The 25,689-nt window shown below is 60.2% G+C and carries 17 protein-coding genes and 1 pseudogene; 5 read left to right on the top strand and 13 right to left on the bottom strand.

Going from position 1 to position 25,689, the window contains the following annotated elements:
• Window positions 1-229: 229 nt before the first annotated feature.
• Both ACZZ0A_RS00645 and ACZZ0A_RS00640 read right to left on the bottom strand, forming a co-directional pair.
• The gene (locus ACZZ0A_RS00645) at window positions 230-982 is read right to left on the bottom strand and encodes a tetratricopeptide repeat protein (protein ID WP_463542390.1); all 753 of its coding nucleotides are present in this window, start codon (window positions 980-982) and stop codon (window positions 230-232) included.
• Complete coding sequence (locus ACZZ0A_RS00640) at window positions 979-1,659, bottom strand: Fe2+-dependent dioxygenase (RefSeq protein WP_007915302.1); 681 nt, start codon at window positions 1,657-1,659, stop codon at window positions 979-981. Before ACZZ0A_RS00640 ends, ACZZ0A_RS00645 begins: the two co-directional genes overlap by 4 nt.
• A 207-nt stretch (window positions 1,660-1,866) precedes the next feature.
• On the opposite strand from ACZZ0A_RS00640, the gene ACZZ0A_RS00635 reads away from it, so the two are divergent.
• Together ACZZ0A_RS00635 and ACZZ0A_RS00630 are read left to right on the top strand one after the other, a co-directional pair.
• Window positions 1,867-4,182 carry a TonB-dependent receptor gene (locus ACZZ0A_RS00635; protein WP_463542389.1) on the top strand — a complete coding sequence of 772 codons (2,316 nt, stop codon included), beginning with the start codon at window positions 1,867-1,869 and terminating at the stop codon, window positions 4,180-4,182.
• 214 nt (window positions 4,183-4,396) lie between these two features.
• Window positions 4,397-6,924, top strand: a pseudogene (locus ACZZ0A_RS00630) (PepSY domain-containing protein).
• Window positions 6,925-7,148: 224 nt separating this feature from the next.
• Here ACZZ0A_RS00630 and ACZZ0A_RS00625 read toward each other — a convergent pair.
• From ACZZ0A_RS00625 to ptsP, 4 genes are all read right to left on the bottom strand, one after another.
• Window positions 7,149-8,690 (bottom strand): alkaline phosphatase D family protein, encoded by a 1,542-nt coding sequence (locus tag ACZZ0A_RS00625; RefSeq protein ID WP_463542388.1) that lies wholly within the window; start codon window positions 8,688-8,690, stop codon window positions 7,149-7,151.
• A 185-nt stretch (window positions 8,691-8,875) separates the two neighbouring features.
• Window positions 8,876-10,609, bottom strand: a complete 1,734-nt coding sequence (locus ACZZ0A_RS00620) for a PTS fructose-like transporter subunit IIB (RefSeq protein WP_095114226.1) — start codon at window positions 10,607-10,609, stop codon at window positions 8,876-8,878.
• Between the two features lie 11 nt (window positions 10,610-10,620).
• Window positions 10,621-11,562 (bottom strand): 1-phosphofructokinase, encoded by a 942-nt coding sequence (gene pfkB / locus ACZZ0A_RS00615; RefSeq protein WP_095114225.1) that lies wholly within the window; start codon window positions 11,560-11,562, stop codon window positions 10,621-10,623.
• A complete protein-coding gene (ptsP, locus tag ACZZ0A_RS00610) occupies window positions 11,562-14,423 on the bottom strand; it encodes a phosphoenolpyruvate--protein phosphotransferase (RefSeq protein ID WP_095114224.1) in 2,862 nt (953 codons plus the stop codon). Before ptsP ends, pfkB begins: the two co-directional genes overlap by 1 nt.
• 308 nt (window positions 14,424-14,731) lie before the next feature.
• Between ptsP and cra the strand changes: the two genes are divergently transcribed.
• Window positions 14,732-15,727: a catabolite repressor/activator gene (gene cra, locus ACZZ0A_RS00605; protein WP_095114223.1), complete on the top strand. Its 996-nt coding sequence runs from the start codon at window positions 14,732-14,734 to the stop codon at window positions 15,725-15,727.
• A gap of 3 nt (window positions 15,728-15,730) precedes the next feature.
• On the top strand, window positions 15,731-16,510 hold the full coding sequence (locus tag ACZZ0A_RS00600; protein WP_007915283.1) for a TatD family hydrolase: 780 nt from the start codon (window positions 15,731-15,733) through the stop codon (window positions 16,508-16,510).
• Window positions 16,511-16,736: 226 nt separating this feature from the next.
• Here the strand turns inward: ACZZ0A_RS00600 and ACZZ0A_RS00595 are convergent, their stop codons facing one another.
• From ACZZ0A_RS00595 to ACZZ0A_RS00570, 6 genes are all read right to left on the bottom strand, one after another.
• Window positions 16,737-17,198, bottom strand: a complete 462-nt coding sequence (locus ACZZ0A_RS00595) for a hypothetical protein (RefSeq protein WP_463542387.1) — start codon at window positions 17,196-17,198, stop codon at window positions 16,737-16,739.
• A 340-nt stretch (window positions 17,199-17,538) separates the two neighbouring features.
• Window positions 17,539-17,928 carry a hypothetical protein gene (locus ACZZ0A_RS00590; RefSeq protein ID WP_463542386.1) on the bottom strand — a complete coding sequence of 130 codons (390 nt, stop codon included), beginning with the start codon at window positions 17,926-17,928 and terminating at the stop codon, window positions 17,539-17,541.
• A 245-nt stretch (window positions 17,929-18,173) separates the two neighbouring features.
• On the bottom strand, window positions 18,174-20,204 hold the full coding sequence (locus ACZZ0A_RS00585; RefSeq protein ID WP_463542385.1) for a methyl-accepting chemotaxis protein: 2,031 nt from the start codon (window positions 20,202-20,204) through the stop codon (window positions 18,174-18,176).
• 197 nt (window positions 20,205-20,401) lie between these two features.
• On the bottom strand, window positions 20,402-21,241 hold the full coding sequence (gene ampE, locus ACZZ0A_RS00580; RefSeq protein ID WP_007915275.1) for a regulatory signaling modulator protein AmpE: 840 nt from the start codon (window positions 21,239-21,241) through the stop codon (window positions 20,402-20,404).
• Window positions 21,238-21,798 carry a 1,6-anhydro-N-acetylmuramyl-L-alanine amidase AmpD gene (gene ampD, locus ACZZ0A_RS00575; RefSeq protein ID WP_007915273.1) on the bottom strand — a complete coding sequence of 187 codons (561 nt, stop codon included), beginning with the start codon at window positions 21,796-21,798 and terminating at the stop codon, window positions 21,238-21,240. Before ampD ends, ampE begins: the two co-directional genes overlap by 4 nt.
• A 64-nt stretch (window positions 21,799-21,862) precedes the next feature.
• On the bottom strand, window positions 21,863-24,043 hold the full coding sequence (locus ACZZ0A_RS00570) for a DUF1631 domain-containing protein (protein ID WP_463542384.1): 2,181 nt from the start codon (window positions 24,041-24,043) through the stop codon (window positions 21,863-21,865).
• Between the two features lie 389 nt (window positions 24,044-24,432).
• On the opposite strand from ACZZ0A_RS00570, the gene nadC reads away from it, so the two are divergent.
• Complete coding sequence (gene nadC, locus ACZZ0A_RS00565; protein WP_007915269.1) at window positions 24,433-25,281, top strand: carboxylating nicotinate-nucleotide diphosphorylase; 849 nt, start codon at window positions 24,433-24,435, stop codon at window positions 25,279-25,281.
• Window positions 25,282-25,332: 51 nt separating this feature from the next.
• On the opposite strand, the gene ACZZ0A_RS00560 is transcribed toward nadC, so the two are convergent.
• On the bottom strand, window positions 25,333-25,632 hold the full coding sequence (locus ACZZ0A_RS00560; RefSeq protein WP_064119459.1) for a DUF6388 family protein: 300 nt from the start codon (window positions 25,630-25,632) through the stop codon (window positions 25,333-25,335).
• Window positions 25,633-25,689: the final 57 nt, after the last annotated feature.

Below are 25,689 nucleotides of genomic sequence, written 5' to 3'. Positions count from 1 at the left end.
TAGCTGCAAGTGAAAAGCCCATGACGTGTCATGGGCTTTTTTGTGTCTGGCTTTGAGATTTGTGGTGTGCTTTCGATCTATCCCCCTCACCCCAGCCCTCTCCCCCAAGGGGGCGAGGGGGAAAGGGAGTAGATCGGGGGCCTTTCAAAAGCTGAGTTCGACCGGATATCTCAGGTCGGTGTATCCGGAACATCCAACTCGGTCAGTCCCCTCTCCCTCTGGGAGAGGGTTAGGGTGAGGGCTCTTGGCACCGAAGCGCATACCGCTCAGCCAACGCCTGAATCTTCGGATCTACAGCACTCGCCAGCGTCTGACTCGCCACCCGCAGAAAATTCAGATTGCCGCCGGCCAATGCTTTCTCAAGCCAAACAACCGCTTCATCAATCCGCCCCTCATCCGCTAAAACTGCAGCGAAACTGAACTGCCCACGAAAATCCCCACCCTCGGCCGAACGCCGATACCAATCGCGCGCCGCAACCGGATCCGCCGGGCACACCTGCCCTTCCTCCAGATACCGCCCCAGCAGATTCATCGACTTCGCATGGCCCAATTCAGCCGCGCGCCGATACAGCGCCAGCGCCTGTTGATGATCCACCGCCACTCCCCGCCCGGTCGCCAGCAGATTGGCGAGGTTGTACATCGCCCAATCCAGCCCCGCCTCCGCTGCGATCCGGTAATGCTGCGCAGCAACCGACGCATCCGCAGCAATGCCCCAACCATGCTCATGACAACGCCCGAGCATATTGCGCGCCATCAGATGCCCGCGCCCGGCGGCGATGCCGAACCAGCGCAGCGCCAGCGCTTGATCCTGGGCGATGCCTTGGCCGTCGAGCAGGATTTGTCCGAGCAACGCCTGCGCTTCAACTTCGCCCTCCCCCGCCGCCAGCAAAATCGCCTGCGCAGCACGGGCCGGACTTTCGCCGAGCATGACGCTGAGTTGTTCGCCGTCGAGGACTTCCTCGCGGCGCAGCTGGAAACTCATACCTCGACCCAGCGCCGCAGCAAGTTGTGATAGGTGCCGGTGAGGCGGATCAGCGAAGGGTGATCAGGCAGGTCTTGAGTCAGTTGCTGAATCGCCCCGTCCATCTCGAACAGCAACGCGCGCTGGCTGTCCTCACGCACCAGGCTTTGGGTCCAGAAGAACGATGCATAGCGAGCACCCCGCGTGACCGCATTGACCTTGTGCAGGCTGGTGCCCGGGTACAAGACCATGTCGCCGGCCGGCAACTTCACCCGCTGGGTGCCATAGGTGTCCTGGATTTCCAGCTCGCCGCCGTCGTAATCCGCAGGCTCGCTGAAAAACAACGTCGCCGACAGATCGGTGCGCACGCGCTCGATGCTGCCCTTGGGCTGGCGCACGGCGTTGTCGATGTGGAAATCGAAGCTGCCACCGGCCGTGTAACAGTTCACTAACGGCGGGAAGACTTTGTGCGGCAGCGCGGCGGACATGAACAGCGGGTTTTTCCACAGCCGTTCAAGCATTGCCGCGCCGATTTCCTTGGCCAGCGGATGACCTTCTGGCAGTTGCAGATTGTGCTTGGCCTTGGCCGATTGAAAGCCGGCGGTGATCTTGCCATCGGCCCAATCGGCCTGCTCCAGTGCCTCGCGGATGCGCTGCACTTCGTCTTTCGCGAACAGCCCGGGGATGTGCAACAGCATGGCAATGACACCTGATGGCAAAGAGGCGGCAATGGTATTGATTCTTATTGTCTCTGTAAAACCCGAGAGACGAATGAACTGGCAAAAACCGTAAGGTTAAATTGTAAAGAATGTAAATTCAGTGCGAATAACAATGTTTCGCAATTGATACGAATACCTGTTTACCCTATATTCCGCCGCCTCAAATCCTTGGGGAGGGGAATAAAAATGGCACGTCAATACGCACAATTACCGGTCAGTTCACCACGTCTGCTCGCCTCTGCAATCGGTGTGGCAATCACCGCCGGCTCCGCTGGCCAGATGGTCTTCGCCGCGGAAAAAACCGACAGCAAAGCCGCCGGCAATGCCATCGCCCTGGACGCCACCGCCATCACCGGCGAAGCCCAGGACTCGACGTCCTACCAGGTCGAAAAAGCCTCCTCGCCCAAGTACACCGCGCCGCTGGTCGACACGCCGCGCTCGGTCACCGTTATTCCGCAACAAGTGCTCAAAGACACTGGCGCCCTGAATATGCAGGACGCGCTGCGCACCGTGCCGGGCATCACCTTCGGCGCCGGTGAAGGCGGCAACCCACAGGGCGACCGTCCGTTCATTCGTGGTTTCGACGCGCAGGGCGACACCTACCTCGACGGCGTGCGCGACACCGGTTCGCAGAGCCGCGAGATCTTCGCCGTGGAAAACATTGAAGTCAGTAAGGGCCCGAACTCTGCCATCGGCGGTCGCGGCGCGGCAGGCGGCAGCATCAACCTGGTGAGCAAGAAAGCCCACCTGGGCAACTCGTTCGATGGTGGTTTCACCTGGGGTTCCGATCAGACCCAGCGTTACACCCTCGACGGCAATTACCAGTTCAGCGACACCGCCGCCGGCCGTCTGAACCTGATGAGCCACGAGAGCAACGTCGCCGGTCGCGACAAAGTCGATTACGACCGCTGGGGCATCGCCCCGTCCCTGGCCTTTGGCCTGGGCACCGACACCCGCGTCAACCTCGACTACTACCATCTCGAAAGCAACGACACCCCGGATTCGGGCGTGCCGTACACCATTCCTGCTGGCGGCTCCGCTGCACGCACCAAGTCCAATCCGGACAAGCCGTACGCCGGCGGTGACCACAGCAATTTCTACGGTCTGGATCGCGACTTCCGCAAGGGCCGCACCGACACTGCGACCTTCGCCATCGAGCATGACCTGAGCGATTCGCTGACGATCAAGAACACCCTGCGCCACGGCACCAGCATGCAGGATTACATCCTGACCCAGCCGGACGACAGCAAGGGCAACGTCAACAATGGCAGCCTCTGGCGTCGTGCCAATACGCGGGTGAGCAACACCGAAACCACCACCAACCAGACTGACCTGTTCGGCAATTTCTACGTCGCCGGCTTCAAGAACAGCTTCTCCACCGGCGTCGAGTACACCCGTGAGGAAAGCCAGAAGTCTTCGTATAACGTCAACACCGACACCACGCCGCGCACCAGCGCAGTGACCACTAACTGCAACCCGGGCCTGATCGGCGCAGCCAGTGGCTACAACTGCACCTCGCTGTCGAACCCGAACCCGAACGATCCGTGGAACGGCGCAATCTCGCGCAACTACGCCGGCACCGACACCCAGGCCAACACCTACGCGCTGTATGTGTTCGACACCCTGGAGCTGAACGAGCAGTGGCTGGTGAACATGGGCCTGCGTTACGACCACTTCGACACCGACTACAAGACCTACAACGCCGCTGGCACCACCACGTCCAAGGGCGATGACACCAGCGAGTTCGTCACCGGTCAGTTCGGCGTCGTCTACAAGCCTGCGGAAAACGGCAGCATCTACGCTTCCTACGCCACCTCGGCCACGCCACCGGGCAACACCTTGGGCGAAGGTCAGGAAGGCAACCCGTTGGGCGGCACCCCGGATCGCAGCGGCAACCTGCTGAGCAGCGACATGGAGCCGGAAACCACCAAGAACTATGAAATCGGCACCAAGTGGGATCTGCTCAACGATCGCTTGTCGCTGACCGCTGACATCTTCCGCACCGAGAAAGAAAACGCTCGTGTGCAAGTCGACACCACCTCGTACGAAAACGCCGGCAAGACCCGTGTGCAAGGTGTCGAGCTGTCGGCCAGCGGCAAGATCACCGACAAGTGGCAAGTGTTCGCCGGTTACGCCTTCATGGACAGCGAACAAGTCGATGGCGGTCCACTGGGCCGGGCCAACGATGGCAACGAGCTGCCTAACACGCCGAAAAACAGCGCCAGCCTGTGGACCACTTACCAGGTCACGCCGAAGCTCACTATCGGTGGCGGTGCGTTCTACGTCGACGACGTGTACGGCAGCGTGGCCAACACCACCATGGTTGACTCGTATGTTCGCTACGACGCGATGGCGGCTTACAAGCTGACCAAGAACGTCGACCTGCAACTCAACGTGCAGAACCTGACCAACGAAACCTACTACGACAAAGCCTTCTCGACCCACTTCGCCAACCAGGCGGCGGGCCGTACGGCATTGTTGAGCACCAACTTCCACTTCTGACCCTGTAGGAGCTGCGGCACGCTGCGATCTGTTGATCTTGCTTTTGATTCTGAAAAAAAATCAAAAGATCGCAGCCTTCGGCAACTCCTACAAAAAACAGCGGGCCCCGTTCATTCAATTGAACGGGGCTTTTGTGCGTAAGAAAGAACGCTTCTCGATAACCCACGGCATAATGCGCGCCGTGAAGACAATTTCCGAATGGACGGCGAGTGACGTGTTGAAGAAAACCCTGTTCCAGTTGCACTGGTTTTTTGGCATCACCGCAGGCCTCGTGCTGGCGTTGATGGGCATCACCGGCGCGGCCTATTCGTTTCAGGACGAAATCCTGCGGGCGCTGAATCCTTCCGTTCTGCAGGTGGAAAAACAAGTCGCCGGCGTGCTGCCGCCCGTCGAACTGGTCGAGCGCATCGAAGCCACGTCGGGCAAAAAGGTTTCGATGCTCTGGGTCGAAACCGACAGCGGCAACGCGGCGAAAGTCTTCTTCACCCCGCCCAAGGGTGAACGTCGCGGTGAGATGCGCTATTTCGATCCGTACACCGCCGACTTCATGGGCGATGCCGTCGGCCAGGATTTCTTCGGCCTGATGCTGCAACTGCATCGCTTCCTCGCCATGGGCGACACCGGTCGCAACATCACCGGCGCCTGCACGCTGATCCTGCTGTTCTTCTGCCTCTCCGGCCTGTACCTGCGCTGGCCGCGTCAATGGAACAGCTGGCGCGTGTGGCTGACGCTGGACGGGAAGAAAAAGGTCGCGCCTTCAACTGGGATCTGCACTCGGTGGCCGGCACGTGGTGTCTGCTGGTCTATCTGCTGCTGGCGTTGACCGGGTTGTCCTGGTCGTATGAGTGGTACAACAAAGGCCTGACCAAATTGCTCTCCGACGCGCCGCAAAACGAGCGCGTGCGCGGTGGTCGCGGCCCGGCGCCGGAAGGCCCGGCACCGACCGCCGATTACGCAGCGATGTGGAGCAGCATCTACAGCGCTGCCGGCCCGGGTCTGGCCGCCTACAACATCCGTATGCCGGCCGTCGCGGGCCAACCGGCAACGGTGTTCTACCTGCTTGACAGCTCGCCGCATGATCGCGCGCTGAACCAGATCACCCTCGACCCGGCCACCGGCATCGTCAAACGCCTCGACCGCTACGCCGACAAGAGCTTCAAGGCGCAACTGTTGACCAGCATTTATGCGCTGCACGTCGGCAGTTATTTCGGTCTGGTCGGGCGGATCATCATCACGCTCGCGGCGGTGTGCATGCCGCTGTTTTTCATTACCGGATGGCTGCTGTACCTCGATCGTCGACGCAAGAAAAAGCAGATCAAGGATGCGCGCAAATGTCTCGCTCAACCGGCGGGCGATGCGTCGGCCTGGCTGATCGGCTTCGCCAGCCAGAGCGGTTTTGCCGAGCAACTGGCGTGGCAGACCGCCGGGCAATTGCAGGCCGCCGGATTGCCGGTGAAGGTACAGCCGCTGGCGAATGTCAGCGAGCAGGATTTGCGTGAATCGAACAACGCGCTGTTTGTGGTCAGCACGTTTGGCGACGGCGAAGCACCGGACAGCGCGCGCGGGTTCGAGCGCAAAGTGCTGGGCAAGGCGGCAACGCTCGATAGCCTGAATTACTCGGTGCTCGGCCTCGGTGATCGTCAGTATCAGCACTTCTGCGGCTTCGCCAAGCGACTGCATCAGTGGCTGAGCGAGCACGGCGGCAAGACCCTGTTCGCGCCGGTGGAAGTCGACAGTGGCGACCCGTACGCGCTGCGCCATTGGCAAACCCAACTCGGCCTGCTCACCGGGCAAGCCCCCATCGATACCTGGCAAGCGCCGAACTACGACAACTGGACGCTGACACGCCGCGAACTGTTGAACCCGGACAGCAGCGGTGCGCCGGTTTACTTGTTGGGCCTGAGCGCACCGAACACCAGCAGTTGGCTGGCCGGCGACCTGGTCGAAGTACTGCCACGCAACTGCCCGTGGGCCATCGAACACTTCCTCGACGGCCTCGGCATTCGTGGCGAGACCACAGTAAAAATCAACGGCCTCGACGAACCTCTGGAAGTCGCGCTGGCGTCGCGGCAATTGCCCGAGCACCGCGCACATCTGGTGGGTTTGCATGCGCAATCGCTGGTCGATGCGATGGTGCCGCTGGCCATGCGCGAATACTCGATCGCCTCGATTGCCGCCGACGGTGTGCTGGAGTTGATCGTGCGTCAGGAACAGCATGCCGATGGCACCCTTGGCATCGGTTCCGGTTGGCTGACCGAGCATGCGCCGGTGGGCGGCAGCATCAGTTTGCGGGTGCGGCGCAACAGTGGTTTCCATCTGCCGAACGAACCCGTGCCGATGATTCTGCTGGGCAACGGCACCGGTCTGGCCGGGTTGCGCAGCTTGCTCAAGGCGCGGATTGCCGATGGTCAACAGCGCCAGTGGTTGCTGTTTGGCGAGCGTAATCGCGAACATGATTTCCTCTGCCGCGCGGAGCTGGAAGAGTGGTTGATCAATGGCGATCTGGAACGGCTGGATCTGGCGTTTTCGCGGGATCAGGTGGAGAAGGTTTATGTGCAGGATCGTTTGCGTGAATCGGCTGATGAGCTGAAGAGATGGCTGGCGGAGGGGGCGGTTATTTATATCTGTGGCAGCTTGCAGGGGATGGCTTCGGGGGTTGATCAAGTGCTCAACGATATCCTCGGCAGCGCCGAAGTGGAGCGGTTGATTGAGCAGGGTCGATATCGGCGTGATGTCTATTAAAGAGCCCCTCACCCTAACCCTCTCCCGGAGGGAGAGGGGACTGATTGGGGGAGATTCACGCAATACGCCGACCTGAACGTCCCTCACCGAATCCATAATCGAGAAAGGCTTTGTGCTGATCTCATAATCAACTCGGTCTTTCAGGTCGACGTACCTCTTCAGACACCTCGATCGGCTCCCTCTCCCTCCGGGAGAGGGCTGGGGTGAGGGTTAGCTTTTGATCTTCAAGCGGGCTGCAATTTTTTCTCAAAAACCGCCACCCCATTCAAATCCCGCAACACCACACTCATCTCCCCACTCCCCCCTTCAATATTCACCTCGCCAAAAAACTGAAACCCGGCAAACGGCGAAGTGTTCTGCGCTGGCGGTGCCTTCTCGAACACCACTTCCGGGCCAAAGGTTTTATCCAGCGGATTAGGCCCAAAGCTCCCGGCATTCAACGGCCCGGCGACAAACTCCCAGAACGGCTCGAAATCCTGAAACGCCGCGCGATCCGGGTGATAGTGATGGGCCGCGCAGTAATGCACATCTGCCGTGAGGAAGACAAAATTGCGCACCTGCTGCGCACGCAGATAGCCGAGCAACTCGGCGATTTCCACCTCGCGCCCCTGCGCCGGTCCCGGATCACCGTTAGCCACCGCTTCCCAACGCGCGACGCCCGGGCTGACCTCGCCATCCGGCACGCCAAGGCCGATCGGCATGTCGGCGGCGATGACCTTCCACTGGGCTTTGGATTTCTTCAAACCGCGCTTGAGCCAGTTCAGTTGCTCACGCCCCAGGAACGGTTTCGCCGCGCCGAGGTTGTCGTCATTGGCGCCGCGATAACTGCGCATGTCGAGCACGAACACATCGAGCATCGGGCCGTAACTGATCTTGCGATAAATCCGCCCGCCGCCGTCGGCAGCCTGCAAACGCATCGGCGAGTATTCCAGCCACGCCTTGCGTGCGCGCCCGACCAGGGTGTGGATATCTTTCTCCTGATAGCGCTCGTCGAGCTGCTTGCCCGGCGACCAGTTGTTGACCACTTCATGGTCGTCCCACTGCCAGATCTGCGGCACTTCGGCGTTGAAGCGACGGATGTTTTCGTCCATCAGGTTGTAGCGGTAGTTGCCGCGATAATCGTCGAGGGTCTGTGCGACTTTGCTCTTGGCTTCGGTGGTGAGGTTGCGCCAGATGCGACCGTTTTCAGTCGTGAGCTGCGCGGGTACGGGGCCGTCGGCATAGATGGTGTCGCCGCTGTGGATAAAGAAGTCCGGCAGGCGCAGACGCATGGCTTCATAGATGCGCATGCCGCCGATGTCCGGGTTGATGCCGAAGCCCTGGCCGACGGTGTCACCGCTCCAGACGAAACGAATATTGCGCCGCGCCATCGGAGCGCTGCGCAGATGACCCAACCATGGTTCGCTGGCGACGCCGGTGCGGGCGTCCTTGAAATACACGCGATAGAAAATCGCCTGATCGGCGGGCAGCCCGGTGAGCTCGACCCGAGCGGTGAAATCTGTGCGCGCATCGGCGAGCGCCGAGACCACTCGGCGGGGATGGCGAAACTGGCTGCGAGTGTCCCACTCGACCACCATATGCGCCGGGCGATCGCTGCGGCTCCAGATCATCGCGCGGTCGCCTTGCAGGTCGCCGGACTGCACGCCGTCGGTCAACTGCGGGCGATCCTTGACCGAGGCAATCACCGCCGGCGCCAGGCTTGGCATCAGCAGACCGGCACCAACGACTTGCATGACACGCCGTCGACCGGGGTTGAAATCGCTCATGGTGTTCTCCCTGAAAAAAGGAAAACTTAAGCACGCAATCATGAAACACACATGACACCAGACACACCGCAGAACCAATTGTAGGAGTGAGCCTGCTCGCGATAGCGGTGTATCAGCCGACACTCATGTCACTGACAGACCGATATCGCGAGCAGGCTCACTCCTACAGGGGTTTGCGGTGTCAGTCAGGCCTTGGCGGGTTCCAGCGCCAGCTCGACGGCTTCCGGGCGTTTGACCGTCGCATAGACCACAGCGGTCAACAAACTCCCCGCGACAATCGCCAGCAAATACAACAACGCATGGTTGATCGCATTCGGAATCGCCAACACAAACAAGCCACCGTGCGGCGCCATTAGTTTGCAGCCGAAATACATCGACAGCGCACCGGTCAGCGCACCACCGGCAATGCTCGCCGGAATCACCCGCAACGGATCTTTCGCGGCAAACGGAATCGCCCCTTCGGAGATAAAGCACAGCCCCAGCACCAGCGCTGCTTTACCGGCTTCGCGCTCAGTCTGAGCGAACTTGCGCCGCGCAATAAACGTGGCGATACCAAGCCCGATTGGCGGCACCATGCCCGCGGCCATGGTCGCGGCCATCGGCGCATAACTCTGCGACGCCAACAGTCCTACCGAGAACGCATACGCGGCTTTGTTGATCGGCCCGCCGAGGTCGACGCACATCATGCCGCCGAGCAACACACCGAGCAGAATCGCGTTGGTGGTGCCCATGCTGTCGAGGAAATGCGTGAGCGCCCCAAGCATGCCGGCGACCGGTTTGCCGACCACGTAAATCATCACCAGACCGGTGAACAGACTGGCGAACAACGGGATGATCAGAATCGGTTTCAGTGCTTCGAGACTTTGCGGCAAGGCGACATATCGACTGATCGCCTTGGCCGCATAACCGGCGATGAAACCGGCGACGATGCCACCGATAAAACCAGCACCCAACGTACTCGCGAGCAAGCCGCCAATCATCCCCGGCGCCAGGCCCGGACGGTCGGCGATCGAGTAAGCGATGTATCCGGCCAGCAGCGGCACCATCAATTTGAACGCGGTCTCGCCACCGATCTGCATCAACGCAGCGGCCAGCGTGCCTTCTTCCTTGAACGCGGTGATGCCGAACACAAACGACAGCGCGATCATCAAACCGCCGGCCACCACCATCGGCAGCATGAACGACACGCCGGTCAGCAGGTGTTTGTAGATGCCGGTCTTCTCTTGCTTCGCCGGAGCTTTGCCGTCAGCCGCCGCGCTTTCCACCGCACCTTCGGCCAAGGCTTTTTTCAGTGTGGCTTCGGACTGCTTCAAGGCGATCCCGGTGCCGCAACGATAGATTTTCTTGCCGGCGAAACGCTCGGTGGCGACTTCGATGTCCGCTGCCAGCAACACCACGTCTGCGTCGGCAATTGCCGCTGCACTCAACGGGGTTTTCGCGCCCACCGAGCCTTGGGTTTCGACCTGCAGTTCGTAACCCAGACGCTTGGCGGTTTGCTGTAGGGCTTCGGCCGCCATGAAGGTGTGGGCGACACCGGTCGGGCACGCGGTGATGGCGACGAGACGTGGCGCGCGCGGCGCATCAGCAACCGGTTCAGCAGCGCCGGCGACGTAAACTTCAGCCTCTTCAGCTCCACGACGCAGCACCGCTTCGACATCCTGCAGCGCTTGTGCCGGGGCAATCTGGAAAACCCGTTTACCGACAAAACGCGTCATGTCGACCGCGCCTGTGGCGACCAGCAAAACCCACTCGGCCGCTGCAATGGTCGCCGCCGACAATTCGCGTTCGGGGTGCGCCGCATCGACCACTTCAACGCTGGTGCTCCAGCCCTGACGCTGCGCCGCCGCATCGAGCAAACGCGCGCACAGCACACTGGTGACCATGCCGTTCGGGCAAGCCGTAACAATGGCTAATTTCATGACAAACCCTCTTATTGTTCTGTCAGGGGGCGCACGCGCACGCCCTGTTCGAGCTGCGCCAGTTGCGCAGCGTCGTTGATGCCAAAACCGATCTGGGTCACCGCCATCGCCGCAATCGCGGTGGCGGTGCGCAGGGTTTGTTCAGGCGTGTCGGCGCTGAGCAAACCGTGAAGCATGCCGGCCAACAGCGAATCACCAGCACCGACCGTGCTGGCGACGCTGACCTTCGGCGGCGTGGCGTGCAGTGCCGAACCGACGCTGAACCAATTCACACCGTCAGCACCGTGGGAAATCACCACGTGCTCGATGCCTTGGGCATGCAAACGCGCCGCCGCTTGCGCTTCCGCTGCGTGTGAAACCACGTCACAACCGAGTGCATCGGCGAGCTCTTCAGTGTTCGGTTTGATCAGCCATGGACTGGCTTTCAAAGCTTCGCGCAACGCTTCGCCGCTGGAGTCGAGGGCGACTTTCAGACCGAGCTGGTTGAGCCGTTCGATCAGTTCACGCAACCACTGCGCCGTGACGCCACGCGGCAAACTGCCGGCGACCACCACCGCATCGTGACCCGGTGCGATCTGCACCAGACGCTCCAGCAACGCCTGCTGCGCGGCGGCATCGACCACCGGTCCCGGGCCGTTGATGTCGGTGATGCGCCCACTCTGCTCCGCCACTTTGATATTGCTGCGCGTCTCGCCCGGCACACGGATAAACGCGTCGACAAATCCGCGTTTGGCGAACAGGGTTTCGAACGCTTGCAGATTGTCTTCGCCGAGAAAACCGCTGACCGTCAGTTGATGACCAAGGTCGGCCAGCACTTGCGCGACGTTCACGCCTTTGCCGGCGGCGTGGGTGTGCATCTCGTCGCTGCGATTGACCTGACCGGCCTCCAGGCGTGGCAGTTCGACGGTGAGGTCGAGCGCCGGGTTGAGGGTCAGGGTAAGAATCTTGGCCATTACAGGGCCTCCACTAATGCGCGCACTTCGTTCGCGCTGCCCACGGCCAGGGCATGTTGAGCAAGGGTTTGCGCCTGGGTCAGGCTGAGTTCGCGGATGCGCGCTTTCACTTCAGCAATGCTGCGCCCGGAGACACTGAGTTCGTCGACACCGAGACCGACCAGCACCGGCACTGCCAGCGGATCTGCCGCCAGTTCGCCACAGACGCCGACCCATTTGCCATGGGCATGGGCCGCGCGCACGGTGATGTCGATCAGTTGCAGCACCGCCGGGTGCAAGCCGTCCGCCTGTGCCGACAGGGTCGGGTGACCACGGTCGATCGCCAGGGTGTATTGCGTGAGATCGTTGGTGCCGACGCTGAAGAAGTCGACTTCCTTGGCCAATACCGGCGCGAGCAACGCGGCGGACGGCACTTCGATCATGATCCCCAGTTGCAGATCGGCGACCGGAATTTCCAGACGCAGACGTTCGGTCATGTCGCGGGCCTGACGCCATTCTTCGACGCTGCCGACCATCGGGAACATGATCCGCAACGGACGGTTATCCGCCGAACGCAGCAAGGCGCGCAGTTGCGCTTCCATGATCTGTGGACGCTGCAAGGTCAGGCGAATGCCGCGCACGCCGAGGAACGGGTTTTCTTCCTTGGCAATCGGCCAATACGGCAGCGGTTTGTCGCCACCGACATCCAGCGTACGCACCACCAGCGGTCGACCGGCGAGGCCATCGAGGACGCGGCGGTATTCGGCTTCTTGTGTGGCTTCGTCCGGTGCTTGCGGATGGGCCATGAAAATCAGTTCGGTACGCAGCAGACCGATGCCTTCGGCGCCCTGCTCCACCGCGCTGATCACGCCAGCGCTTTCGCCGATGTTGGCAAAGACTTCGACGGCGTGACCGTCGGTGGTGTGTGCCGGTTGATGGCGTTGTTCGGCGGCAATCTTCAGCCGTTGTTCGCGGGTATCGCGTTCTTCGGTGGCGCGTTGCAGAGTCGCGGCATCGGCGTCGACGTGCAGGCGACCGCGTTGGCCGTCGAGCAGCAATGGCGTGCCCGGTTGCAGCAGCAACACTGCCGCGCCAGCGCCAACCAGCGCCGGAATCCCGAGCGCTCGCGCAACGATTGCACTGTGCGCGGTGGCGCCGCCGCGTGCGGTGAGAATCCCCGCGACACGCGCCGGGTCCAGCCGCGCGACGTCGGACGGGCCGACTTCGTCCATCACCAGAATGTACGGTTGTTCAGGCTCGCTCGCGGTCTGCACGCCACACAGTTGCGCCAGCACGCGGCGACCGATGTCACGCAGATCCGCCGCACGCTCGGCGAGCAAGGCGTCCTGCAACGATTCCTGCTGTTTGGCCGCCGCTTCGATCACCGCCATCCATGCCGCTTCGGCGCTTTCGCCTTGTTTGAGGCGGGTGTCGACTTCGTCGGTGAGGTCCGGGTCGTCGAGCATTTCCTGATGGGTGATGAAGATCTCGCGGATGGCTTTGGCTTTGCTGCGCTCGATCAGGCCCTGAATATCGCTGCGCACATCGCTGAGCGCTTGCTTGAGACGTTCGCGTTCGATGGCAGCGGACTCGCCCCGCAGCGGATAATCGATGGTTTGCTGCACTTGGATGTGTGCCGGGCCGATAGCGATGCCGGGTGCCGCCGGGATTGCTTGCAACTGGCTGCCGGAGGCCGGGGCGAGCAGCACTTCGGCGATGTCGGCGATGACTTCGCGTTGCTGGCTCACCGCTGGCAGCGGCTCGACTTCTTCGCCGAGACCCTCTTCGATAGCGGCCAAGAGTGCCGGCAAAGCGTCGGCGGCAATGCTCGGCTCGGCGATCAACTCCAGCACCTGACCACGACGGGCGCCAAGGCTGAGCAGTTTGCTCAGACTCTTCACCGACACGGCGCTGTCCTGACCGTCGACGATGCGCACGCGAATCTCGCCATCAAAACTCTTCGCCAGTTGCGCGAGGATCTTCGCCGGGCGCGCGTGCAGACCGTGGGCGTTGGCCAGGGCAATACGCGCGCTCGGCCAGTCGGCGGGCAATTCACCGCCGAGCACTTCGAGAACTTTGCGACTGCTGGTAGCGCGGCCCAATTCATGGCCGCGACCTTCGATCAGCAACGCACACAGGCGTTCAAGCAACGCTTGATGTGCCTCGCCGAGGCTGGCCAGGCAGAACAGACCGCTAAGCGGCTGACCGAGGTAGCGCATCGGTTTGTCCGGCGTAACAAACGCCAGGCCCGGACGCTTCACCGTTTGCTCGCTGTGCAGCCACCACAAACCATCGCCCAGCGGCAGCGCTTCGACCTGCTGCAACACACCGGCAAAACCGTTGCTCACACAATCGGCCTGACGCAGCAGACGCGCGCCACGCCAGACCAGTTCTTCGAAATCGTCGGCCGAGACACCGAGGCCAATCATCTGCGCATCGAGCGCCAGTTCCTGCGGCGCGCCTTGCAGCAATTTCAGCAGCGCCTCAGGTGAACTGGCGCGACGCAGGGCCTGGCCCAGATCGGTCTCGCCGAGGGCACGGGTCAGCAGTTGCAGCAGGCGCAGGTGTTCGTCGGATTTGGCGGCAATGCCAATCGCCAGATAAACGATCTGGCCATCGCCCCAATCCACGCCTTCCGGGAACTGCATCAGGCGCACGCCAGTGGCGAACACCTGATCGCGGGTTTCCGGGGTCCCGTGGGGAATGGCAATACCTTGACCGAGAAAGGTCGAGCCCTGGGCTTCCCGTGCCTGCAATCCAGCGAGGTAACCGTCGGCAACCAGACCATCGGCCACCAGGTGATTGGCGAGCAGTTGCAGGGCAGCGGGTTTATCCACAGCCGATTGGCCCATGGATATCTGCTCTATAGTGAGCTCGAGCATGCGATCTCCTTTTTGGCGCTTTATGAGTGCCAGGTATTGTTTTGGATGGTTTGCAGCTTAGGCGCTTTACCGCTTTGCTTTTCAGCGGCAGTTTTGGCGGTTTCACGGCAGAACCGGCCAAAGACGTCTAAAACGTAGAAAATACGCTTGCTGAAACGTTTAATCTAGATTGATCGGCACGTTACTCGATAATGTCCCATCCTTGAAGTCCAACTTGTCGGATGCGCTGCGACAATAGTCGCCTGCCCTAATCGGGTAGGATTGGCGAAAATGTCGCGGCAAGCTCGAAAAAACAAGGAAATCCCGGGTTGAAACTCAGTGATATCGCGCGGTTGGCCGGAGTGTCCGTGACCACCGCCAGCTACGTCATCAACGGCAAGGCCGAACAGCAACGCATCAGCAACGCCACCGTCGAGCGGGTGCGGGCGGTGGTCGATCTGCACGGCTTCACGCCAAACCCTCAAGCGGCCGGGCTGCGCAGTCGGCATACGCGCACGCTGGGCTTTATTCTGCCGGATCTGGAAAACCCCAGTTACGCGCGGATCGCCAAGCTGCTCGAACAAGGTGCGCGAGCGCGCGGCTATCAATTACTGATCGCCAGCTCCGACGATGCGCCGGACAGCGAGCGGCAGTTGCTGCAACTGTTCCGCGCGCGTCGTTGTGATGCGTTGATCGTCGCCAGTTGCCTGCCCGCCGGCGATGACAGCTATCGGCAGTTGCAGGCCAAAGGGCTGCCGATCATCGCCATCGACCGGGTCATGGAGCCGGAACATTTCTGCTCGGTGATCAGTGACGACCGCGAAGCCAGCCTGCACCTGACCCAGAGCCTGCTCGATCCGCAACCGAAGCAGATTGTGCTGCTCGGCGCGCGCCCGGAACTGAGCATCAGCCAGGAACGTGCCGCCGGTTTCAAAGAGGCGCTGGTCGACTTCAAAGGCGAAGTGCTGGTCGAACACGCCGAATCCTTCAGCCGTGAGTGCGGCAAGCAACTGATGGAAGAACTCCTGCAACGTCTGGGACATTTGCCCGACGCGTTGGTGACGACTTCCTACGTGCTGCTACAAGGCGTGTTCGATGCGCTGCATGACTTCCCGCTGAAATCGCGGCCGCTGCGCCTCGGCACCTTCGGCGATACGCAGTTGCTGGATTTCCTGCCGCTGCCGGTCAACGCCATGGCCCAGCAACACCAGTTGATCGCCGACAAGGCGCTGGAACTGGCGCTGGCCGCTGTCGAGCAGTCGGAGTACAAGCCTGGCGTGCAGGCCATTGCGCGCACCTTCAAGCAGCGTATTCACCGGGACTGAGCCGTGGAGCTGATCGACAGCCACACCCACCTCGACTTCCCCGACTTCGACGCCGACCGCTCGGCGTTGCTCGCCGAAAGCCGCGCCCTCGGGGTGCGGCGGATGGTGGTGTTGGGTGTCCATGAGGGTAATTGGCAACGGGTGTGGGATCTGGTGCAGAGCGATGCGGATTTATACGCGGCATTCGGTCTGCACCCGGTGTATCTCGATCAGCATCGCCCCGAAGATTTGTCGGCACTCGGAGATTGGCTGACGCGATTGCGCGGTCATCGGCAGTTGTGTGCGGTGGGCGAGATCGGTCTGGATTACTTCATCGAAACCCTCGACCGCGAGCGGCAACAGGCGCTGTTCGAGGCGCAGCTACAACTGGCCGCGGATTTCGAATTACCGGCATTAATCCACGTTCGCCGTAGTCATGCGGCAGTGATCTCAACGCTCAAACGCTTCAAGCTCAAACGCGCGGGAATCATCCACGCCTTTGCCGGCAGCCGTGAAGAAGCGCGGGAGTACATCAAACTGGGTTTCAAACTGGGTCTGGGCGGCGCGCCGACCTGGCCACAGGCGTTGCGCATGCATCGAGTGATTGCGCAATTGCCGCTGGAGTCGATCGTGCTGGAAACCGATTCGCCGGACATGGCGCCCGCGATGTTTCCCGGTCAGCGCAACAGCCCGGCGCATTTGCCGGCGATTTGTGAGGTGCTGGCCGAGTTGATGAGCATCACAACCCAGCAATTGGCCAGACAAAGTACCGCTAATATCGAGGAATTATTTGATTGGCATTAGACCATATCGGGTTCAGCTCTTGTAAACGCGAATAGCCTTGAATGCCCCAACCATTAACCTTAAAAGGCCCGCGACTCTAACAAAAACTTTATAAAAATAAAAAACAAAACGAACGACTGCTTCGACACCACAAACCCAACAACAGCCGCTCGCATACCTGACTGCTTCCTTACATATCGAGCAAGACAACCAGACTTCGACTTACCCCTCACACAGTATATTGCTGTCAAGGGTACGTATAATAAATGGAGTTTTCTCCACTCACATCTGCGAAGGGAAGGTCAAAAACGAATCTGACATAAACGCGGGCTCGTCTATTTGCCCCTATATAACCTCCGACGCGCCAAGGATTCCATTGATTGTCTTGGCGCATGCTGTCTGGAGAGTCGATTCCCCACCACTGGTTTGAATCAAAACTGAAATGGATGTTCGCCTTATGCCGGCTAAAACCGTCTGGATCATTAATGGTGTAGTGGGACGCATAGCAATAAAACATTCCGCCGTCATTACCCCACCAGTAAGTATATTTAATTTGCCCACGATAGACTCTATTATCCGCAATCAAAACCCCCTCGTAGGTTTTTGCACCTTTGGATAACTTATCAATCTCCTCGCTCGTGAGAATATTTTTCTCAGTGACGTTCTCGATGTTTTTTGTAGAGCCGGGAGTAGCATCTTTATCTTTCATGATCGCTCCATGGATCGGGATCAACAATAGTCGAAATATAAGTGCAGCCTTTGTTAGGCCAACATTAGTAAATCTGACTATTTCATCATGCTCTACTGTCAAACCTGACAGTCCCGACAAACGGCTATCGCTGATCTTGCGGTGTTTTTTATACCTGATCACATAGCGTTCAACTGTTCCCGTTGCCAATTATTTCCTGCCGATAACATTCACTCAGCCCACCGATAGCGTTGAGGTGGCCGCAGGCGTTACGCATGCATCGAGTGATTGCTCTTTTGATCCTGGCTTGAAGAAAAGATCAACAGATCGCAGCCTCTTTTCACTCGACAGCGCCTACAAATCAGTCGGCGTGCGCCTTGGCGGCCTCCAGAACCAGCGTCAGATGCTGACGCTGGCGCGCGTAACGGACGACCACGAAGTACACGAAGATCGTGATCAGTGATGCGTTCAGTTGCTCGGTGACGCTAAGCAATCCCACCCATTCCATCACCAACGCCATCAGCAGCGCGGTGCAGACTGTTACTGAAGCGCTGAAACGCAGTAGCGCCAGTGAATCGAGGGACTTGAAGCGCTTGATCTGTTGCGGGCAACGCAGCTCCAGCGCTTGGTGGCAATGCTCGCAGCTGAACGGTTCATTGATCGAGATGGCATTGAGTTGCCACGGTTTGAGCAGCAGCGTGGCCTGGCAATGAGCACAACGGCCCTGGACTCCCAGAGTTGCGGCAGACATGAGCGGCCTCCTCTACCGAACGATTGGGTATGGATACTGGCTCATTGCAGGGGAAATGCCAGAGTCTGCAGAGAAACAGGATTGGGCTTACGGGCCGAAGTGAAAAAGTACTACAAAAGGTTCTGATAAAACCCAGAACCCGGTGGGAGCGGGCCTGCTCGCGAAGGCGATGTGTCAGGTGACAGAGATGTCACTGACAGATTGCATTCGCGAGCAGGCTCGCTCCCACAGGTTTCGTGCGTGCCTCAGACGCGGAAGGCGCTGATCAGCTGTTTGAGTTCTACCACCTGGGCCGACAACGCCCGGCTGGCATCTTCGGTCTGGTGCGCACCTTGCGCCGTACGTTCGCCGGCGCGGTTGATCTCGACAATGTTCTGGTCGATGTCGTGGGCCACCGCCGTTTGCTGTTCAACCGCAGCGGCGATCTGCTGGTTCTGATCGACGATCATGCCGACCGCACCGAGGATGTTTTCCAGCGCCTGCTGGACCTTCTCCGACTGCCCGACCGTGCCATTGGCCATCTGATGGCTGACGCCCATGGCTTTCACCGCCGCGCCGACACCGCCGTGCAGTTTGGCGATCATCTGTTCGATTTCTTCGGTCGATTGCTGGGTGCGTCTGGCCAGGGTGCGCACTTCGTCGGCAACCACAGCAAAACCGCGTCCCTGCTCGCCAGCACGGGCTGCTTCGATCGCGGCGTTGAGCGCGAGCAAGTTGGTTTGTTCGGCGATGCTCTTGATCACTTCCAGTACGCGACTGATCGCCTGGCTGTCACTGGCCAACTGGTTGATCACCAACACCGACTGATCGATTTCGCTGGCCAGCGCGGCAATGCTGCCCTGTTGTGATTCGACCAGACCGCGACCGCTGATAGTCTCGTCATTCACACTGTGGGCACTGCTCACCGCTGCGGCGGCACTGCGCGCCACCTCCAGTGAGGTTGCCGACATCTGATTCATCGCCGTCGCCACTTGCTCAATCTGCGTGCGCTGTCCGGCGACCGCCTGGTTGCTTTGCGCCGAGACGTTTTCAACCTGCCCGGCCTGGCGCTCCACCTCGGCGACGGTCTGCCCCACGCGCTCGATCAAGTCATGAATCTTGCGCACCGTGCCATTGAACACTTCGCCCAACTCACCCAATTCATCGCGACTGTTGGCCTTGAAGTTGACCGTCATGTCGCCGGCCGCGACCTTGTCCATCATCGCGCCCAAGCGTTTCAGCGTGGTGCGGGTCGAGGCGTAGAAACCACCATAGAGGTAGAAAATCAGCACAAACACCACCGACAGCGCCACCGCCTGCAAGACCATGTGCGTGCGGTTTTGCGCCAGACGTTGCTGCAATTGAGTGTCGAGGAATTTCAACGTGGCTTCGTTGAGCTGGTAAGTCCGGTCGATCAGCCCGGTGACCTGATCGTAAAACGCCTGCCACGGTGCATCGAGCGTGTCAGCCATCACCACTTGTTCTTCGAACAGTTCGCTGGCCTGTTTCAGCGAGCCCTTGCTGCTCTCGGCCGCCGCGCTGAGGTTTTCCCGCGCGGCTTTGCTGGAGCCGAGGGCGTCCTGCAGCTTCAGGCCGTATTCGGCCTGGAGTTTTTCGATCTGCACCATCAGCTCATCAAAACGCGTGCTCGACGAACTGTTAAGAAAACCCTGGCCCAATGAATACGAACCCATGGCCCGGCCTTCGCCGAGGGTTTGCGTGACGGTCGGCGTGATCAGGGTGACCAGTTCGCTGAGCTGACGGATATCGCTCTGATTATCGCGGCTGAGTCCGGCCTGACTGCTGATGATCTGGCTGAAAATCTGCGCACTGGCCAACAATTTGCCGATCAGCGCGCTTTTGCTTTGCAGCGAGTTTTCCGTTTGCTGGGCCTTGAACGCGACGATCATTTCATCGCGTTTGCCGTCGAACACCTGAATCTGTTCGGGATCGTCGGTCATCGCCGTCAGCCCTTGCAAGCGCGTCAAAACCGCTTGCTCGAGGGTGGTGATCTGCGCCTCGACATTGCCGGCCTTGCCGGACTGGCCGAGGGTGACGTTGATCTGCACCAGATTGTTGAGGGTTTCCAGATCCCGGCGCAGGGCCAGGCTGCTGCCCAGCAGATCGAGGCTTTGCAGTTCGACCCGAGTGCCCTGGAATTCGCGATAGGAATCGCGCACCAGATAGAAATTGGTCACCAGCATCGGCACCAGGAACAGCACGCTGATCAGGCTGAACTTCATGCCGAAGCTCAGACGGTTCATCAGCGAGACGGCGGGATAGAGCAAGCTCTTCACTGGAAGTCTCCCTTGGTTTTTCTTGTTTTTATTGGCAGGCGCGGGGCGACAGCAGATAGCCACTATCGGGCGCCATCTCTGTATAGCTCAAATCGAAGGGAGGTTTTGTAACTTAAGGTTAACGACATCGCAGCCCGCGACACACAGACCTCCTCGTAGGAGCTGCCGCAGGCTGCGATCTTTTGATCTTTCCTGAATCAGTGAACCAGAACCGTCCACAAGGCAAACCCGGCATACCACAGCACCGCCGCGCGCAGCAGCAGTTCCCACAGGCAATCGAGGGTGTTGATGCCGTCCGGCCCGACCACGGGAGGTGGAATCTCCCCCGCCGCCAGACCGACCCGGTTGATCAGTTGCGCCGCGCTGATGTTCCAGTTGAGCAATTCATGCAGCATCACCCGACTGACCGCGACAAAGTTGCCGACCAGCGCCAGACTCGCCGCCAGCAAGCGTACCGGCAGCCAGTCAAAGGCATGCCGCAGTTGCGCGGCACGCTCGACCAATGCCGGGTTCTGCCCGTGTTCCTGCGCCAGCGCCAGCAGGCGATACGCCAATGCCGCCACCGGGCCGAGCACGAAATACCAGAAGATCACCGCAAAAAAGCTCTGATAAGCCTGCCACAGCAGATGCCCCTGCACGCTTTCAAGCAACTGCTCGCCGCTGTCGGCGCAAATGTTCAGATCGCGTTTGGCCACATGTGCCGCCGCTTGCAGATCCTCGCGGCGCCAGGCATCGCGAAACGGCCCAAGACCGCCAAGCAAGTCGCCGCGCCCCAGACTGTAAATCACCACCAGCAAATGCACCGGCAACGCCAGCAAGCCGTAGGCCACCGGTTCCAGCACCACTAGCAACAGCGCCAGCAACGCCACCGGAAACAGCACCAGAATCGTCAGCACCAGCCAGGGCTGTTTGGCCAGCCGCGCGCTGGTTTCGAGTTTGTTCAGTTCGCGGATCCATCCGCCATCGCGTTGAACCCGATGGCGCAGGGCCGAAAACTTCTCGATCCACAACGCCAGCAGTAACACCAGAAAACTCATTGTCCTTCCTCTTGTGCCAGGGCTGCGCGATAACGCGCCCAGTCGAATGCCGGGCCAGGATCGGTCTTACGCCCGGGTGCTATATCGCTGTGCCCACAAATGCGGGCGCCGGTGATGGCCGGAAATGCGCTTTGCAATTGGCGGGTCAACGCCGTCAACGCCTGATACTGCGCGTCGGTGAACGGTAGATCATCAGTGCCTTCGAGCTCGATGCCCACGGAAAAATCGTTACAGGTTTCCCGTCCTTCGAAGACCGACACGCCGGCATGCCACGCCCGCTCAAGACAGGAGACAAACTGGGTGACCTTGCCGTCACGTTCAATCAGGAAATGAGCCGAGACGCGCAGGTCAGCGATCCCTGCAAAGTAGGGGTGTTCGGTGACATCCAGACGATTCTGGAAAAACTCCTGCACCTTGCCCGTGGCAAACTGCGCCGGCGGCAGGCTGATGTTGTGAATGACCAACAGGGAAATTTCGCCCGCCGGGCGTTCATTGAAGTTGGGCGATGGGCAGACCTGCACCCCGTGACACCACCCGCTAGCGGGATCCAACTGCATACCGATTCCTTCAACGCCGACTGTGTAGGCGCCCAGTATGCCGCGATCAGCCCCCGGCGCGCGATCACTTGCCGCGATTGAGTCGCCGCAGATTGCCCAGCACCGACTCCAGCGCGCGGTCGAACAGCAAGGTGTCATCCAGCGCACGTACCGCGCCGCGCTCGAATTCCACGGCCAGCGCGCTGCAGCTGCGCTCCAGCACCTTCATGCCGGTGCGATCGACAAATACATACTTGCCGGTGGCTTCGATGATGGCCGCCAGTTTGCAGCGCAGACTGTGTTCATCGTCTTCCTGAAACGCCACCCAACTGCCCAGGCGCAGTTGCTCGACCTGGCGCAGACCGGCGGCATCGTGGGGCAAGCGTACCGACGTCAATGCCATGCTGCTGTCGTCGGCGGTTTGCAGCACGATCTGCTGCGACACCTCGATCATGGGCGCGGCCTGATCAGCCGCAACGGAACGCTCCAGCACCTGCACATGCAGGGCTTCCAGTTCACTGAAAAACTCGCTGGTGGCAAAGGGGTCAAACGCCGAACTGCTCAGACCATCACGCAGCGACTTGAGCAACCCCGGCACCAGTGCCAGCAAGCGCAAGCTGGATTCAGCGTCTTCATGACGCTGCACACTCCAGATCAATTGCTCCATGGTCTGCACATCGGCCTGCCATTCGGCTGACTGATCACCATGCTTGAGGCACGTCAACAGCAATACTTTGCTCCAGGCGTCCTGTACGAAGGTGACCACGGACGGTGGAAGTACTTTACCCAGCAGCGCTTGATTCAACGCCCGCTCGACCCGGCGCCGCGCCAGCTCGGTTTTCGCTCGCCCCTCTTCGGCGTCACGCAGGCGCTGTTCAAGCAACTCGCTGCGGCGGCGCTCATCGCTGGTGAAGGCGAGAAAATCAGCCAGTAACTCGGAGAAAATCGCCGGATCATCGACAAAATCGGTCAGCAGACGCTGCACCACTTGTTCGATACGCAGGTACAAGCTGTCGCGCGCCTCACCGTCGCAGCCGCCCCAGCCCATGGCCGCCTCGGCGATTTCGTTGAGCAGGCGCCGCGCCGGATGACTGCTGCGGCTGAAGAAACTCTTGTCGAGCACCGCGACCTTGAGCATCGGGATCTGCAACCGGGCGATCAGCGCCTTGAGCGAATCCGGCACATTGCGATCTTCAAGAATGCAGTCGAAGACCATGGCAATCAGATTGATCACGTCTTCGTCCGCATCGCCCACGATCCGCGATTTGCCACTTCTGACGCTGACCCGGGTCAGCAGTTGTTCGAGCTGATTGCGCAGATCGAAGTCATCCTGAGCCGCCAGCGTCGGCACGTACTGTTGCAAGTGCGAGAGCAGGCGCAGCAGGTCGCGAGTGGAAATCGGCTGCGCCGCAACGCTGGATTCCAGCGTCGGCGCGACACTGCCACGGACGTGCGCGAGCAGTTGCTGCAGTGCGGCGAAAACCTCCTGCACGCCTTCGTCGACGGGCGGCGTGTCGTCGCTTTCATCGCTGTTCACATTGGCGATCGCACGATCAATCGCACGGCGCGCCGGGGCCGCTTTCAGCTCGGGCAACACTCCGGTGGCGAGCAGCAATTGATTGGCTTCGGCGTAAAGCTGCTCGGTGTCGGTCAAGACATAACGCTCGAAGAGTTTGAGCAGGATCAGCTTGACCTTGATCTCCACGCCCAGGTTTCGCCCGGCCTGCAGGAAAAACTCGCAAAGCATCGCCGGGCCAAGCGGGTTGTGTTGATCGTCGAGGGTGTTGCCGAGCAGCGCGTTAAGCCGCGCGGTCAGTTGATCGAGCGCGAAGCCGTCACGCTTGAGTACGCGACCGACCATGGTCTCGACCGCCACGCTGCGCTCCATGTCGTCGCTGCGGGGGGCCAACTCGTCGTATATCAAGGCATGGGGCAGCGTGTTGTGCGTGGGATCGTATTGCGTCAGACCGACGAAGGCTTCGAAGAATTGCTCAAGAAAGCCGCGCTCGATGTTTTTACGCTTGAGACGCAGGTCGCGCATGGCTTCGAAAAAGATGTTCTGCTCAATGTCGTTGCGCGCCCGGTCGGCCATTTCAAACAGTGTGTCGTCGGCGTTATCGAACAGTTCCTGCAAACCGTGACGCAGTTGCTGGGCAGCCTTGTCGCGAACCTGAAGCAGAATCACAGGCAGGCGGGCGAGCGGCGAATGATTCGCCTGATCGGTAGCAACCTTGTGCAAAGGCACTACTTTCCCGTCGTTGTGCATCCAAGCCTCCTGAAACGGTGATTCGTTCGGTCACTTTCAACATAAGCCTCCTGTGGGAGCGAGCTTGCTCGCGAAGGCGATCTGTCAGTGACATTGTTGGTGACTGACACTGCGCTTTCGCGAGCAAGCTCGCTCCCACAGGTCTCAACAACTTTGGCCGCTCTGCACGTCAAAGCTATGACGTCAAATGCAAGGCGAATTATCTTTCATAACTTGCACCCGGCGCCATAGCCGTCAGGGTTTCCCCTATACCGCCCCTTTCAGTGACCACGCCTGGCCGGTTTTGCTCAAAGAAAATCGACCGGATGCAGGCTGCCACGCGCGTTCTCGCCTTGGGTTGGCTCGCGCCATGCCCCTATAATCGAACCACTTTGTTTGTGGAGCCCGTTATGCCGAATCTACGTCTCGCCGATTTGACCGCCGAAATCGAAGCCAACGTGCGCCGTGCGTTGCTCGAAGACATCGGCAGCGGCGACATTACCGCGCAACTGATCCCGGCCGAACGTCTGGCCAAAGCCACCATCATCACTCGCGACGCGGCTGTCATCTGCGGCACCGCTTGGGTCGATGCAGTGTTTCGCCAGCTTGATCCGCGGGTCGCGGTGCACTGGCAAGTGATCGATGGCGAGCGGGTAAAGCCCAATCAACCGCTATTTCATCTGGAAGGCCCGGCCCGTTCGCTGCTGACCGGTGAACGCAGTGCGCTGAACTTCCTGCAACTGCTGTCCGGTGTGGCCACGCGCGCGCAGTACTTGGCCGATTTCGTCGGCACCACTCAGGTCAAGTTGCTCGACACCCGAAAAACCCTGCCAGGCCTGCGGCTGGCGCAGAAATACGCGGTGACCTGCGGTGGCTGCCACAACCATCGCATCGGTCTGTACGACGCGTTCCTGATCAAGGAAAACCACATCGCCGCCAGCGGTGGCATCCCGCAGGCCATTGCCGCCGCGCACAAGATTGCGCCGGGCAAGCCGGTGGAAGTCGAAGTGGAAAGTCTGGAGGAGCTGAAAGAGGCACTGGCCGCCGGCGCCGACATCATCATGCTCGACGAACTGAGCCTGGATGACATGCGCGAAGCCGTGCGCCTGAACGGCGGCAAGGCGAAACTGGAAGCCAGCGGCGGCATCAACGAAAGCACACTGCTGCCGATCGCCGAAACCGGGGTGGACTACATCTCGATCGGCGCGATGACCAAGGATGTCAAAGCGGTGGACCTGTCGATGCGCTTGAGCCTCTGAAGGATTTACGCAATAAAAAACGCCAGCCCGGTTGAGGCTGGCGTTTTTGTTTCAGACCACCAGATTATTCATCTCGCAGTACTCGTCCCACTCGACACCCAGCACTTCGGCCGCCTCTTTGTGCAGCACGAGGCGCTGCGCCTCGAACTCTTCCGGCGTGCTCGTGTACTTGAGGGTCAACTCCCACGGCTGCAAGCCCTGGGCTTCGGCTTCGTCTTCGAAGGCCCATTGGATCTGGTCTTTCTGATCGTCGGGACTGAGATCCTTGATCTCTTCCAGCAGCTGCGGCGCGTCGAGTTTGTACTTTTCCAGCGCTTGTTCGTGACGTTGCTCTTGAGTTAATTCGGTCATGGCGTTCTCGCTGATCGTAAGAATGGAGGATGGATCTGGATCATCAAGGATCTCTCT

This window comes from Pseudomonas sp. AC242 (genome assembly GCF_979258655.1).
Note: the sequence above shows the minus strand (reverse complement) of the source record. Positions and strands in the feature narration are given on the sequence as shown.